This window comes from Gilliamella sp. W8145, from assembly GCF_016101145.1.
Taxonomy (GTDB): domain Bacteria; phylum Pseudomonadota; class Gammaproteobacteria; order Enterobacterales; family Orbaceae; genus Gilliamella; species Gilliamella apis_A.
On sequence record NZ_JACFRC010000002.1, the window covers coordinates 291,284 to 306,129 of the forward strand.

General features: G+C 34.4%; 16 protein-coding genes. 8 read left to right on the top strand and 8 right to left on the bottom strand.

Annotation, left to right across the window (positions count from 1 at the left end):
* Positions 1-16: 16 nt before the first annotated feature.
* Positions 17-676 carry a histidine phosphatase family protein gene (locus H3T80_RS08825; RefSeq protein ID WP_198201446.1) on the bottom strand — a complete coding sequence of 220 codons (660 nt, stop codon included), beginning with the start codon at positions 674-676 and terminating at the stop codon, positions 17-19.
* Between the two features lie 26 nt (positions 677-702).
* The gene (rluC, locus tag H3T80_RS08830) at positions 703-1,683 is read right to left on the bottom strand and encodes a 23S rRNA pseudouridine(955/2504/2580) synthase RluC (protein ID WP_110448676.1); all 981 of its coding nucleotides are present in this window, start codon (positions 1,681-1,683) and stop codon (positions 703-705) included.
* A gap of 150 nt (positions 1,684-1,833) precedes the next feature.
* Here rluC and dsbB point away from each other — a divergent pair, with 150 nt between their 5' ends.
* From dsbB to rapZ, 4 genes are all read left to right on the top strand, one after another.
* Positions 1,834-2,367, top strand: coding sequence for a disulfide bond formation protein DsbB (gene dsbB, locus H3T80_RS08835; protein WP_110448675.1), 534 nt, complete (start codon positions 1,834-1,836; stop codon positions 2,365-2,367).
* A gap of 74 nt (positions 2,368-2,441) precedes the next feature.
* Positions 2,442-3,098 carry a bifunctional tRNA pseudouridine(32) synthase/23S rRNA pseudouridine(746) synthase RluA gene (gene rluA, locus H3T80_RS08840; RefSeq protein WP_110448674.1) on the top strand — a complete coding sequence of 219 codons (657 nt, stop codon included), beginning with the start codon at positions 2,442-2,444 and terminating at the stop codon, positions 3,096-3,098.
* Between the two features lie 77 nt (positions 3,099-3,175).
* Positions 3,176-3,772: an XTP/dITP diphosphatase gene (locus tag H3T80_RS08845; RefSeq protein ID WP_198201447.1), complete on the top strand. Its 597-nt coding sequence runs from the start codon at positions 3,176-3,178 to the stop codon at positions 3,770-3,772.
* Positions 3,773-3,873: 101 nt separating this feature from the next.
* Complete coding sequence (rapZ, locus tag H3T80_RS08850) at positions 3,874-4,722, top strand: RNase adapter RapZ (RefSeq protein ID WP_110448672.1); 849 nt, start codon at positions 3,874-3,876, stop codon at positions 4,720-4,722.
* 6 nt (positions 4,723-4,728) lie between these two features.
* Here the strand turns inward: rapZ and H3T80_RS08855 are convergent, their stop codons facing one another.
* Together H3T80_RS08855 and envC are read right to left on the bottom strand one after the other, a co-directional pair.
* Positions 4,729-5,544, bottom strand: coding sequence for a divergent polysaccharide deacetylase family protein (locus tag H3T80_RS08855; protein WP_198201448.1), 816 nt, complete (start codon positions 5,542-5,544; stop codon positions 4,729-4,731).
* Positions 5,541-6,752 carry a murein hydrolase activator EnvC gene (gene envC, locus H3T80_RS08860; protein WP_198201449.1) on the bottom strand — a complete coding sequence of 404 codons (1,212 nt, stop codon included), beginning with the start codon at positions 6,750-6,752 and terminating at the stop codon, positions 5,541-5,543. Before envC ends, H3T80_RS08855 begins: the two co-directional genes overlap by 4 nt.
* Before the next feature lie 203 nt (positions 6,753-6,955).
* Here envC and glyQ point away from each other — a divergent pair, with 203 nt between their 5' ends.
* The 4 genes from glyQ to ybaK all read left to right on the top strand — a co-directional run bounded on the left by glyQ (position 6,956) and on the right by ybaK (position 11,418).
* Positions 6,956-7,888 carry a glycine--tRNA ligase subunit alpha gene (gene glyQ / locus H3T80_RS08865; RefSeq protein ID WP_198201450.1) on the top strand — a complete coding sequence of 311 codons (933 nt, stop codon included), beginning with the start codon at positions 6,956-6,958 and terminating at the stop codon, positions 7,886-7,888.
* Between the two features lie 10 nt (positions 7,889-7,898).
* Entirely contained in the window at positions 7,899-9,971 is a 2,073-nt protein-coding gene (gene glyS, locus H3T80_RS08870) for a glycine--tRNA ligase subunit beta (RefSeq protein WP_367274783.1), read from the top strand.
* Positions 9,972-10,028: 57 nt separating this feature from the next.
* Positions 10,029-10,847, top strand: coding sequence for a hypothetical protein (locus H3T80_RS08875; RefSeq protein WP_146208349.1), 819 nt, complete (start codon positions 10,029-10,031; stop codon positions 10,845-10,847).
* Positions 10,848-10,932: 85 nt separating this feature from the next.
* Positions 10,933-11,418, top strand: coding sequence for a Cys-tRNA(Pro) deacylase (gene ybaK, locus H3T80_RS08880; RefSeq protein WP_110448666.1), 486 nt, complete (start codon positions 10,933-10,935; stop codon positions 11,416-11,418).
* Positions 11,419-11,583: 165 nt separating this feature from the next.
* Here the strand turns inward: ybaK and H3T80_RS08885 are convergent, their stop codons facing one another.
* The 4 genes from H3T80_RS08885 to H3T80_RS08900 form a co-directional block, all read right to left on the bottom strand.
* Positions 11,584-11,856, bottom strand: a complete 273-nt coding sequence (locus H3T80_RS08885) for an HU family DNA-binding protein (RefSeq protein ID WP_065558407.1) — start codon at positions 11,854-11,856, stop codon at positions 11,584-11,586.
* A gap of 177 nt (positions 11,857-12,033) precedes the next feature.
* The gene (locus H3T80_RS08890; RefSeq protein ID WP_198201452.1) at positions 12,034-12,627 is read right to left on the bottom strand and encodes a YjaG family protein; all 594 of its coding nucleotides are present in this window, start codon (positions 12,625-12,627) and stop codon (positions 12,034-12,036) included.
* A complete protein-coding gene (gene hemE, locus H3T80_RS08895) occupies positions 12,624-13,694 on the bottom strand; it encodes a uroporphyrinogen decarboxylase (protein WP_110448664.1) in 1,071 nt (356 codons plus the stop codon). The genes H3T80_RS08890 and hemE overlap by 4 nt, the downstream gene beginning before the upstream one ends.
* A gap of 83 nt (positions 13,695-13,777) precedes the next feature.
* Complete coding sequence (locus H3T80_RS08900; RefSeq protein WP_065578265.1) at positions 13,778-14,683, bottom strand: LysR family transcriptional regulator ArgP; 906 nt, start codon at positions 14,681-14,683, stop codon at positions 13,778-13,780.
* Between the last annotated feature and the right edge of the window lie 163 nt (positions 14,684-14,846).

The following is a 14,846-nucleotide window of genomic DNA, read 5'->3' on the forward strand; positions in this document are numbered from 1 at the left end:
CAAAGAACAATAGTAATTAATCGTCTAAATGATCAACATTATTATAAAATTTAACTGAAAATTCGCCATCTTGTTGATCATTGTTCTGTTTATAATTAACCACGCTAATACTGGTATTTAACATTCGAGGAAAATAGTTTTCATCACGATGTTGACGCCAATCACCACCATTTAAAACACAAAGTAATATTCGTAACACCGTACCATGCGATACAACTAAAATATTACCATTATCTTGTGGCGCATTTTTGACAATTTCATTTAAAGCATTTTTCATACGAGAAAGGACATCAAGATAATTTTCACCTTGATTAATAGATGCATCAAACTTTTCTGGTTCAGTTAAATAGGTATTAAATTCTGGGAATTCTTTTTTTAGTGAAGGTACATGTCTCCCCTCCCAAAGCCCAAAATCCATTTCTCGCAAACCTTCCAGTTCAAAAGTAGGAATTACATTATCATTTTCATTAATAATATAGTCCCGAGTTTCCATTGCTCGTTGTTGAGGGCTAGAATAGGCTTGTATAAATGGCGTATTTTTTAGATGCTTTCCGGTTATTTTGGCACCTAAAATGCCATTTTCAGTAAGAGGCGAATTTTGTGACCCCTGCATCTGATCTTTAATATTCCATTCTGTTTGACCATGTCTAATTAAGTATAAATTAAGATCTTTCATGCTTATTAATTACCTTCTCATTTTAATCATTCTGTTTGTTGATATTTGTCATCTCTAATCTTTGTCAAACAATTTTGCAATACATCATCCAACGGAGCATTTAATTGCATCTCTTGTAAAGTTTTCGGATGAATAAATTTTACATTAGCGGCATGTAAAAATAATCGATTAAGTTTACTATCAGTTAATAATGCATCAAATTGACTATCACCATAGCGATCATCAAATGCAATTGGATGATTAGCATATTGAGTATGCACACGAATTTGGTGCGTACGACCAGTTACTGGGCTTGCCTTAACTAAGGTTGCAAAACCGAAACGTTCTTCTACTTTAAATCTCGTTTCTGAAGGTTTACCTTCGGCATTGACCTTAACCACTCGTTCACCACTTTTAAGAACATTTTTTAGTAATGGTGCTTGTACAACTTTACATTCAGAAGGCCAATTACCTTTCACTAAAGCTAAATAATTTTTTTGCATCTGTTTCAAACGTAATTGTTCGTGCAGTGACTTTAACGCAGAACGTTTTTTCGCAATCAATAAAATACCTGATGTTTCGCGGTCAATTCGATGCACTAATTCTAAAAATTTTGCTTCTGGTCGTAAGGCTCTTAATCCTTCAATAACACCAAAACTTAGACCACTACCACCATGTACGGCAATTCCGGATGGTTTATTAATGGCCAGAATAACATCATCTTCATAAATGATCGCTTTCTCCAAATCAGCAACTTTATTTAGTTTTGTGGAAATCTCAGGCACCGTTTTTTCAGAAACGCGTATAGGAGGGATGCGCACTTGGTCACCAATAGCTAACTTGTATTCTGGTTTTATTCTTTTTTTGTTAACACGGACTTCACCTTTTCTAAGTATGCGATAAATCATACTTTTAGGCACACCTTTAAGATATGTAATGAGAAAATTATCAATGCGTTGAGCCTCATTTTCTTCACTAATTGTGACAAATGAGACTTGTTGTTTTGTTTGTTGAACTTTTGAGTCCATAAGAAAAGATTAATCCACCGTTTATAAATAAAAGTCGTTTCACATTATTAAAAAATAAACTACACTACTACTGGCTAAAAATTAATATCGATTAATTTCAATAAAATGAATTTAACACGATTATAACGGAATCCGGAGGAATAAAACAGTATGTTATCTCTGCTCAATCAATACTCTCGCGGTAGAGTTGCTTGGTTTTTATTATTTCTTTCCACCTTTATTTTTGAAATAACCGCTCTCTATTTTCAACATGGCTTAGGTCTAGCCCCTTGTACATTATGTATTTATCAACGTTGTGCAATTTACGGCATTATGCTTGGTAGCTTAATTGGGCTGATTGCGCCTAGCAAACTAATTTTTCGTTTAGCGGGTATTTTGGTGTGGTTATTTAGTGCCATTAAAGGTTTTAACTTAGCAATGTTTCATGCCCATTTACAGTTTGAACCAAATTTAGGTGATACCTGTGCTATTAATGTGCAATTTCCTTCTTGGTTAGCATTAAATGAATGGTTGCCAAGCATGTTTAATGCTTATGGCTCATGTGCAGACAAAATTTGGTCTTTTTTAACTATTGAAATGTCGCAATGGATGATCATTATTTTTGCTTGTTACCTTTTGGTGAGTTTGGTGATACTCTTTTCTCAACTCTTTTCACCGAATAAAAAGTCAATCTGGAGTAAATAAACTTTTCGACTAGCACTTTTTGGTAAGTTTGTTAGAATGTGTGGCAATTTAATTTTACAAATTATCACACATTCATGCTTTTGGAATATCATCCCCCCATTGATCCGTGGCTAACTATTTTATATCAAGATGATCATATTGTTGTTGTTAATAAACAACCCGGTATATTATCTGTTTCAGGCAATAAGCCACAATTTATAGATAGTATTATCCATCGTTTACAACAAAAATATAGTTATGTTGAATCAGTCCATCGTCTCGATATGGCAACCAGTGGTATCATGGTTGCAGCTTTATCAAAATTGGCTGATAGAGAAATTAAAAAACAATTCCGCGAACGAATACCCAAAAAAAATTATATTGCCGTAGTTCATGGCCATCTTGAAAATGATATTGGCCAAGTCGAATTACCATTAATTTGTGATTGGCCTAATCGCCCACGGCAAATGGTTGACCACGAAAATGGCAAATATGCATTAACCCATTATCAAGTTATTGCTCGTAATGATGATAATACCACTAGAGTTGCACTATTTCCGTTCACAGGACGCTCCCATCAATTACGAGTTCATATGCAAGCAATCGGACATCCAATATTAGGGGATAAATTTTATGCTCATCCTGAAGCATTTTCGATGTCAAAACGATTATTGTTACATGCACAACTACTCACAATAAATCACCCTAAAACTGGGGAGAGTATGACATTTTGCTGTGAGCCTGATTTTTAAATTTTAAGCAATATTTCTATCAGTAATATTCAATTTACTAATAGCGATATAACACAAATTAGTTATGGAGTCATAAAATGCAAAAAATTGTTTTAGCTACCAACAATCAAGGAAAAGTCAACGAATTACAACAACTTTTAGCCAACGCAGGCTTTGATGTTGTAGCCCAAAGTGCATTCAATGTTCCTGATGCTGAAGAAACCGGTTTAACATTTATTGAAAATGCTATCTTAAAAGCTAGACATACTGCTAAGCTGACACAATTACCGGCGATTGCTGATGATTCTGGCTTAGTTGTTGATGCGCTCAATGGTCAACCAGGCATATATTCAGCTCGTTATGCTGGAGAACATGGCAATGATAAAAGTAATAATGAGAAATTATTACTTGCATTAAAAGATGTAGCAAAAGAAAAAAGAACCGCATCCTTTTATTGTGCACTTGCTTTTATGCGACACGAAAATGATCCAACGCCTATTATTTGTTTAGGAAAATGGAACGGATTAATTTTGAATGAACCACATGGCAATGGTGGATTTGGTTATGATCCATTATTTTTTATTCCAGAACTTAATTGTAGTGCAGCAGAACTCACCAAAGAGCATAAAAGCCAAATTTCTCATCGAGGACAAGCACTTAAACAATTAATTGCCAAAATAAAAACTGAGTACTAGCCAGATAATCTGGCTTTTCAGATCGCTGTTTATTTTCAATAATTGAACATTTTGAACTAAACAGTATATACTAGAACACCAATTATTTTGGAGTTGATATTGTGATATTATTGATAGTTAGTGGCCGTTCAGGTTCGGGTAAATCAATTGCATTACGTGCACTAGAAGATATGGGATTTTATTGTGTTGATAATATTCCTATTGCATTATTGCCCCAACTGGCTGAATCATTAAAAGATAATAATACCCCTGTTGCGGTCAGTCTAGATATTCGAAATTTGCCTGATCATTTTGATTTTAATCATGATATTCTCCAACGTTTACCTTCTTCTGTCACACCTGAAATAATCTTTTTTGATTGTAGTCGTAATACACTGATTCGACGTTATAGCGAAACCAGACGAATACATCCACTTACCAATCAAAAATATTCATTAGAAGAAGCCATCGATCGAGAAGAAACCTATTTAGAGCCTTTAAAATCACATGCGAGTTTGATGATAAATACCGACAACCTTTCTGTTCATGAGTTATCAACTATTCTTAGAACCAGAGTTTTAGGTAAAAAAGAACGAGAATTAACCATGATCTTTGAATCATTTGGATTTAAACATGGTTTACCCGTCGATGCTGATTTTGTGTTTGACGTTAGATTTTTACCGAATCCCCATTGGGATATCAATTTACGTCCATTAACCGGCTTAGATGAACCAGTTAAAAACTATTTATTAAAACATGATGAGGTAGCGAATTTCATTTATCAAACCGCCAATTATCTACAACAATGGTTGCCAATGTTAGAAAAAAATAACCGTAGCTACCTGACTATTGCCATTGGTTGTACTGGTGGGCAACATCGCTCTGTATTTATCGCTGAACAATTAGCCGAGTTTTTTAAAGCGCAAAATAAACAAGTTCAAATTCGTCATCGTACGCTTGAAAAGCAATAACTGTTGTTATTCTAGAGAATTAAGATTTGATATATCTATAAATCGTTTTTTATATTTTTCAAATATATCTTTAATTGTCGGTTTAAGTTTAGTTTTAGTTCGTGGTGTTGTGATCAACTGACTAACTTTTACTAGTTCAATATCGTCAGGTAAATTAGCTAATTTTGTACGTAAGACATTCACGGTTTGTGGATGAGGGTGACCAATAGCAATGGCATGTCCATTTTTTTGAGCTATTTTTATTGCCAAATCAAACTGCCGAGCAATAGCATATTCTTTTTGTTGATCATCTAAAAATACATCACGTCCAATAACCGCTATATTGTATTCACTTGCAGCATTTTTAACTTGAGTCTTACCTATTGTTTTACTATCTAAAAAAAACATTGAATAGTGACTTAACGCCTTCATGACGTTATGCATACCATTTAAATTTGCAGTCATTAAACTGCCCATATGATTATTCACACCAATGGCATAAGGTACACGCGAGACTGCATCATCAACGATTCTTTTTACTTCTAACTCACTCATATAGGGAAATAAAGTATCTTTCTCTAGAGGTTGTTTCCCCAAAGGAGCCATGGGTAAGTGAATAATAACATCATTACCATGTTCATGAGCAATGGTCGCAATCCGTCTAGCATTCGGTGAATGAGGTAGAACGGCAATTGTGATGTTGTTGGAGAATGAAATAATCTGTTCTTCATTGTGCTGGCGATAACCAAAATCATCTATTACTAATGCTAATTTTGCTGCTAATACATTCTTAGCATTAAATAATAAAAATAATACTCCTATTTTTAACAGATGTTTTATCATTTTAGCCAACCACTTGGATCTAATGCTTTACCATCTCGACGAATTTCAAAATAAAGGCCAGAGGTATTTTGACCACCACTGGAGCCAACAATAGCAATGGGTTGTTGAGCCCTAACTTTTTCACCTACTTCAACTAAAACTCGTTGGTTATAACCATATAAACTCATATCGCCCTTACCATGTTCAAGTGCAACAACAAATCCATAACCTTGTAACCAACTAGCTAAGATAACTCGTCCATCAGCAATGGCTTTAACTTGAGTACCATCTCTAGCATCGATGACCATCCCTTTCCAACGAAGTTCACCTTGTAATGCTTCACCAAATCGATGAACAGTATTTCCATTTACTGGCCAATTAAATTGGTGTTGTGGTTTACCAATACCACTGACTCGAGCCATTAATGCCCGCTCATTAGCATTAAGTGTGTAATTGGTATTCTTTTGTTGTTTTTCTTCTATATTTTTTGCTTGCCTAGCCTCTTCTTCGGCTATTTTTCTGCTTTCTCGTTCCGCTTGGGCAATTCTAGCCTGTAATTTTGCTTCATTATCTTTTAGCTCGTCTAATTTTTGTTGATTTTTCTGCATTGAGGATTCAAGTAGATTGATAGTTTTTTTACGATTTTGGTGATTTTTTTCTAGGGCTAACTGTTCTTGTTTCTGCTTAGTATTCAATGTTTTTTGCGTGCTCTGTGTCTTTTTCAAAGCCGTTTTCTTTTCACTAAGTTGTACTTGTGTTTCGCGAAGCATATTTATTTGCTGTTGTCGTGCTTCATTAATATAACGAAAATAAGTAATAAGACGCTCATTACGCTCACTTTGTTCGCTAGCAAAAATGAGTTTAAAGTTGGTGTTTTTTCCTAGCTTGAATGCACTTTCTAACTGTTTTGCTAACTCATTGCGTTGTTGTTGTTGTTTAATTTTTAAATCATCGATTTGCTTAATTAAAGAAATGATTTCACTATCTAGCTTTTTAAGTGTAAGACTATTTTTCTCAATTGATGTTAGTAATTTTGCTATTTCTGTTTCTTGCTCTTTAAGATCACTCATTAATTGAGTTCGCTCTTTTTTTTGCTCTGCTAAACGTTTCTCTTGTTCTTCGATTGAACGACGTAACGATTGTAATTGTTGATTATCATCAGCATACACAAAATGTGTATTTATTAATCCAATAAAAAATATAATCAACAGTTTATGATAAATAGACATGGCCTTTTTATTTTTGATTTTTTACCAAGCAATATAGATGACTTCACTATACCGATAAATGGCTAAAGATGCAAAATGAAAACTATCTTGTGTAGCTTAATCAATATAAAGTAATTAGGCATTTCACAAGCACTAATAAAAAGTATAAAATGTAGCACTATTTAATTTGTAGAAAAAATTAATTCAACCATAAAGATAACATCATGCAAAAGTTTAATGTCAAAACCTTTCAAGGGTTAATACTTACGTTACAAGATTACTGGGCTAATCAAGGTTGTACAGTGATTCAGCCATTAGATATGGAAGTAGGTGCCGGTACTTCTCATCCAATGACGTGTTTACGAGCACTTGGTCCGGAACCAATTAATGCTGCTTATGTTCAACCATCTCGCCGCCCAACTGATGGTCGTTATGGTGAAAATCCGAATAGGTTACAGCATTATTATCAATTTCAAGTTATCTTAAAACCATCACCAGACAACATTCAAGAACTCTATCTAGGATCGTTAAAGGAACTTGGTCTTGATCCAACTATCAACGATATTCGTTTTGTAGAAGATAACTGGGAAAACCCAACATTAGGTGCATGGGGATTAGGTTGGGAAGTATGGCTAAATGGCATGGAAGTAACTCAATTTACTTACTTCCAACAAGTCGGTGGGCTTGAATGTAAACCAGTCACCGGTGAAATTACCTATGGATTAGAACGACTAGCAATGTATATCCAAGGTGTAGATAGTGTTTACGACTTAGTTTGGAGCGATGGAGCATTCGGTAAAACTACTTATGGTGATGTTTTTCATCAAAATGAAGTCGAACAATCAACCTATAATTTCGAATACGCTAATATTGATTTCTTATTTTATTGTTTTGAACAACATGAAAAAGAAGCAAAATTATTACTTGAATTAGAAAAACCGCTGCCATTACCAGCTTACGAACGTATTTTAAAAGCGGCGCACTGTTTTAATTTATTAGATGCTCGTAAAGCGATTTCGGTAACTGAACGCCAACGTTATATATTACGAATCAGGACATTAACCAAAATGGTGGCTGAAGCATATTACGCATCTCGTGAAGCACTAGGATTTCCAATGTGCCAAAATTCAAGTTCTAACCAAAATGCAGCAAAGTAGGAGTTGATATATTATGCAAAAAACATTTTTAGTGGAAATCGGTACTGAAGAGTTACCACCAAAATCGCTCCGTTCTTTAGCTGAAAACTTTGCAGCTAATTTTATTGAACAACTTGATAATGCTAATTTAGAACACGGTGAGGTACTTTGGTATGCATCACCACGCCGTTTAGCGTTAAAAGTTTTGAATTTAAATGATACTCAACCAGATAGCCAAATCGTTAAAAGAGGCCCTGCAGTCAATGCAGCATTTGATGCAAATGGTAACCCAACAAAAGCAGCCGAAGGTTGGGCTCGTGGTTGTGGAATTGATATATCACAAGCAGAACGAATTCAAACCGATAAAGGCGAATGGCTATCGTATACTCACAATCAAAAAGGACAACCTGTTGTCAATTTACTTTGTGATATGGTTAAAAATGCCCTAAATAAATTGCCGATTCCTAAACCGATGCGCTGGGCAGCTCGTCAAGTTGAATTTATTCGACCTAGTCATACAGTCACGATGTTATATGGCGATGAACTAGTACCTGGTATCATTTTAGATATTGAATCAAACCGAATCATTCGTGGTCACCGCTTTATGGGCGAGCAACAATTTACTATTGATAATGCTGACCAATATCCTGAAATTCTTGAGCAACGCGGAAAAGTTGTCGCTGACTATGACAAGCGAAAATCAATCATTAAACAGCAAGCTGAAGCAGCAGCAGCTAAACTTAATGGTAAAGCAGACTTAACAGAAAGCTTACTTGAAGAAGTTTCATCATTAGTTGAATGGCCAGTGGTATTGACTGCTAAATTTGAAGAAAGATTTTTAGAGGTTCCAGCTGAATCATTGGTATATACCATGAAAGGCGATCAAAAATATTTCCCTGTTTATGACAAACAAGGAAAATTGTTACCAAATTTCATTTTTGTTGCCAATATTGAGTCCAAAGATCCGCAAGTTGTTATTTCTGGGAATGAAAAAGTCGTTCGTCCACGTTTAGCAGATGCTGAATTCTTTTATAAAACAGACTTGAAACAAAGCTTAGAAGATCGTCTTCCTCGCCTTGAAACGGTTTTGTTCCAACAACAACTAGGTACAGTTAAAGATAAAGCACTCCGCATTGAAGCCTTATCCGGTTTTATTGCTGAAAAAACTGGAGCTAATGTTGAACAAGCCAAACGAGCAGGAAAATTAACTAAATGCGATTTAGTCACCAATACTGTATTTGAATTTCCTGAAACGCAAGGCATTATGGGACGATACTTAGCGATTAAAGATGGTGAAAGTATTGAAGTTGCCACAGCTATTGAAGAACAATACAAACCACGTTTTTCTGGTGATGAGTTACCAAGTACAGCAGTTGCCAGCGCAGTCTCAATTGCTGAAAAAATGGATACATTAGCGGGTATTTTTGGTATTGGCCAACATCCCAAAGGAGATAAAGATCCTTTTGCGCTTCGTCGTGCAGCTATTGGCGTATTACGCATTATTGTTGAAAAAGATTTACCTATTGATTTAGTCGAATTAGCTAATTTTACCACATCATTATATGGCGATAAATTAACTAACCAAAATGTTGTTGAGGACATTGTCAACTTTATGCAAGGTCGATTCCGAGCTTGGTATCAAGAAAAAGGATTTGCTATCGATACGATTCAAGCTGTACTCGCCATCAATCCAACCAGACCAGCTGATTTTGATGCCCGTGTCAATGCAGTAACACATTTTAGAACGTTGCCAGAAGCTTCTTCATTAGCTGAAGCTAATAAGCGAGTATCAAATATTTTATCGAAGACCGCAGATACTATTCCTGAAAATATTAACGCTTCATTGCTCGAAGCTGGTGCTGAAGGCGAATTAGCGATGCAAATAGCGGTATTAACAGATAAGTTAGCTCCTTATTTTACTAAGGGACAATATCAAGAGGCTTTAGTTGAATTAGCATCACTTAAAGCACCTATAGATACCTTTTTTGAGAAAGTTATGGTAATGATTGATGATGAAAAAATTAAACTAAACCGATTGGCTCTTTTAAAGAAATTACAAAATTTATTTTTAAAAGTTGCCGATATTTCATTATTACAATCATAATTATTAAATTGAATTTATACTCCGTGGTAATACTTGTATTACCACATAGAAGGAAACATGATGGATTCACAAAGAAACCTTTCATTTACAGCTATTTTTCAACAAACGATTAACTTTATCCGTAATCGATTTTCCCTAATAGCGATATCAAGTATTGTACTTGGGTTAATTAATACCCTAATTATAAATTGTGTAATTGATCTCGAACGCCTATTGGTAGATTTAGAATTATTTAATCAATTCGGTATGGTCACCAATTATGTTATGCAATCCCTCCTAGTTCTATATTTAGTGAATGTAGTTTTGGTTTCAATCATATTGAGCATTATCAGTAATTTATCAATGAGTAACAAACTTAATCCAAGCTTAATATTCTCGCGAATACTATCAATATGCCTGAATATACTTGGTTTTTCTGTTTTATATATGTTAATTTGTATTCCTATCGTTATTGTATTCTTACTGGTCCTTAGCATAATAGGATTGCTTCTACCCCAAATGGTATCATTACTATTAATATTGATGATAGGTTGCACCGCTTTAGTAATTTATAAGTCGATTTTTAATTATTTTCTCGTTTCAGCAGCACAACCTAACTCGATGCCTTTTTTTCAAAGATTTAGTGCCTGCCACAAGTTTTTCTTCCAAAATTGGAAAGCGCCTGTTTTAATGATTTTAATCAGCGTTATTTTTACTGGAATACTGAGTGGTATAAGTTCTTTATTAGGAAAAAATATTGTTATTGATGTTATATCTACCTCACTAGCTGTGTTTGCTGATTTCTTTATATTTAGCTTCTTTTATCGTTTATACAGCGTAAATAATAGTATTGAATCGACAAAATTAGACGATAATGACAAACTAATAATTTCTTAATTATCATTAATCCCTATTAATAAAATTTAATAGGGATTATTAATTTCTAATTCTCACCGAAAATCTTTATGTTACGGTTATTATTATGACGCCAGCCATTAGATTACTAAAAAATCAGAAAATAAAATTTAATATTCATCAATATCAGCACGATGCCGATCAGACTCGTTATGGTCAAGAAGCTGCCAATAAACTTGGATTAGAACTTAATATTGTTACCGGTCAAATATTTAAAACCTTAATCGTGAGCATCAATGGTGATAATAAGACATTGGCAGTTTGTGTTCTGCCTGTTGATTGTTCTTTAGATCTAAAACAAGTTGCTAAAATACTAGATTGTAAAAAAATTGAGTTGGCTGATCCACATTTAGCACAAAAAACGACTGGTTATGTAGTGGGTGGAATCAGTCCTTTGGGTCAAAAAAAATTATTACCGACACTGATTGATATTAGTGCTAAACAGTACCAGACAATGTTAGTTTCAGGTGGCAAACGAGGATTAGAAATCGAAATATCCCCATATGATTTAGCCAATTTATTAAATGCCAAATTTAGCAAATTAACCACTTAAATAACTATTGAATTGATAAAGATTGATAATAATTATGAAAAATTAATAGACTGAAGAATAAAAAAGAAGAGAATTTGATATATTAACAACAAGGCCATAACTTATCCATGTATGGCCTTTGATGCTACCCTATCAATAATGATAGGAAAAAAGCAAACAATAATATTATTTGATTGCTTCTTTTAAGCTTTTACCAGAAACAAATGCTGGTACTTTGCTTGCTGCAATTTTAATTTCTTTACCAGTTTTTGGATTACGACCAGTACGAGCTTTACGAGCATTAACTTTAAATGTACCAAAACCAACTAGTTGAACCGGCTCACCAGCTTTTAGTGATTCAGTGATAGCAGCAAGAGTTGCTTCTAACGCTGTTTTAGCGGCAACTTTAGTAATATCAGCTTTACTAGCGATAGCATCTACAAGTTCTGTTTTATTCATGGAGATATCCTTACATATTTATTTTATTGTTAAAGTTAACATTTTTAGCAAAATTTAATCACTTAATTTTGCTTCTGTAAACATCATTCAGATTACATTGCTGTTAAATGTAGTCTATATTTGTGTAATGTTAAAGAAAAATTTAATAAAAATTAAAAAAATCACTCCGCAAGCGATTTAATCGCTCAAAAAAACACCAATATTACTCGTTTTAGTAGATCTTATATCCTCCTTTAAGCCTTTAATTAGATCAATCATTTCTTTGTTTTCATTACTTAATAATCGAAAAATATCCCATTGTAAGTCAAACTCTTCAATAACACTAGGTAATTGCGATTGTTCTTGCTCCGAAAGTTCAATATTGTCCCTTGTCATTTCAAATTCAGCTACCGTTGTTGCCGAGATACTACTTACTTTAGCCGAATGTTCGACTATTTCACCACTGATATAAGAATGTAAAATCTCACTCAGCGCCTGACAAGCATCAATAGCTGGATAAACCATATACGGACTATCTTCATTGAGGATTGGAATTATCAATTCCAGTTTTTCGAGTTGTAAATCAAAATTGATTTTAACATTTTCTACTAATAATGACTCCCAAATTAAATCAAGAATTTTTTTATAGCCGACAGCTGATTGTTCATCTTGTTGTAAATGGCAATAATAAACAAAGTTTGGATACATTCGTTCACATAAGCAAACCATGAATAAACGCTGTTGCCATATAGCTAACTTTGCTATTCTTAATTGAACTGGATTTTTAATCATAAGTGGAACCTTTTGGACTGTTGATGTACTGCTTTTACTAAATATTGTACATGCTCAATTGGTGTATCTTGATGAATACCATGCCCTAAATTAAAAATATGGCCATTATAGTGACCAAAATCAGTCAGCACCGATTCAACTTGAGACTCTATGGTTTCTTCATTAGCGTACAATATTGAAGGATCTAAATTACCTTGTACAGCAATATTACCCTTTTGAGCAATTAGATTCAAATCTACAGTCCAATCAACACCTATTGCATCACTTCCTGATTTACAAATTGTATCCAACCATAATCCCCCCCCTTTGGTAAATAGCGTAACAGGGACATAAGAAGTAATATTGTTACTTTTCTTACCACGCTTTAATTGCGAAAGAATTAATTGCATATAATGCAAAGAAAATTCACGATAACTCTGATGGCTAAGTACTCCACCCCAAGTATCAAATATCATAATCGCTTGCGCACCGGCATCAATTTGTGCATTTAGATACAGTGCCACACTATTAGCCAATTTTTCTAATAATAGATGTAACGCTTTGGGTTCGCAATAAAGCATTTTCTTTATTTTAGTAAAAGCTTTACTACTGCCACCTTCAATCATATAAGTGGCTAATGTCCATGGACTACCAGAAAAGCCGATTAAGGGTACTTTCCCGGCCAACTCTTGTTTAGTTAAACGAATAGCATCCATCACATATTTAAGTGATTGTTCTGGATCGGGTATTGGCAATTGTTCTATATCTACCAAACTAGAAATTGTTTTTTCGAATTTGGGGCCTTCACCAGCTTCAAAATACAATCCAAGTCCCATAGCATCGGGAATGGTTAAGATATCAGAAAAGATAATTGCAGCATCAAGTTCAAAGCGTCGCAACGGTTGTAAAGTCACTTCACATGCGAGTTCTGGCGTTTGACACATTGTCATAAAATCGCCGGCTTTTGCTCTAAGCTGTCGATATTCAGGCAAATAGCGACCAGCTTGACGCATCATCCAAACTGGCGTGTAATCTACCGGCAAACACTGTAATGCGCGTAAGTAACGATCGTTTTTCAATTGGCTCATCTTTTAGTTCTATAAATTTGCTAGTTGGTAATAAAATAGTTAAAGCGACATTTTAGTTAGCTAAAAAATAGTTTATGCGACAGTTATTTTCGTTCCGCAGGCTGAGATAATATACGCTGCGCATAACGAATTAACGTTTCGGAAATATTTTGCATTACACTACTTTCAGGAGCAAAGCGATGCCAATACAGCATCCGTCTTTGGAATAAACCTTCAGTTAAATTAACTAATTCCCCTGTTTTTAACTCTTGCTCTACTTGTAACATAGGAATCATACAACATGCAGAACCTTGTTTAGCTAACTGAACAAAAGCTTCTGACGAACTAGTGATATGGCAAATTACACTGCCTGGTGTCAAATTAAAATTTTCCTGTAAAAATGCTTGATGCATATCGTCTAAGTGATCAAAAGCGACCGCTGGTGCTTTTAAAAGTGATGAACGGGTTACCCCATTCGGAAAATATTTTTTTGCAAATTCAGGCGAAGCAACAAAGATATAATCTAATGCGCCTAATAAATCTGATAAGCATCCTGGTAAAGGATTTGGTTGAATACTAATTGCCGCAACAACAGTACCTAAACGTAAAAGTTCTAAGGTATGCTCTTCATCTTTAACTTGAATATCAAAACGTAAAATATTTTTATCAAGAACTGGTTTTAATGCTGGTAAAAACCATGTTGCTAAAGAATCAGCATTAATAGCAATTGATAGTGACAATGGGGTTGTATTTTGTTCATTATCACCTAACCATTGCTGCTCTAATAATTCAACTTGATGCAATAATCCGAGAAGATGCTCGCCTTGTTTGGTCGCTTTTGGAGGAATAGTTCGTACTAATAGTTGCTGACCAAAAAAGCTTTCCAATTGCTTAATACGTTGCGAAACCGCTGGTTGTGTGATACACAGTTTATCGGCCGCTCGTTCAAATCCTCGTTCTTTTATCACTGCATCTAATGCTTGTAATGCTCTATAATCTGGACGCTTCATAATCTCTTTACTAATGATTTGATCTTTGCTTGGTCATTCAAGCTATTTTTATTTCGCAAAAAATTTGAAATCGATCTAAAACTTTATAGATTTTCTTAAAATACTAATGATTTTTGCTTTCCAATTGGTTACTATGCCATATATTGAACAATTTTGCTTTTAA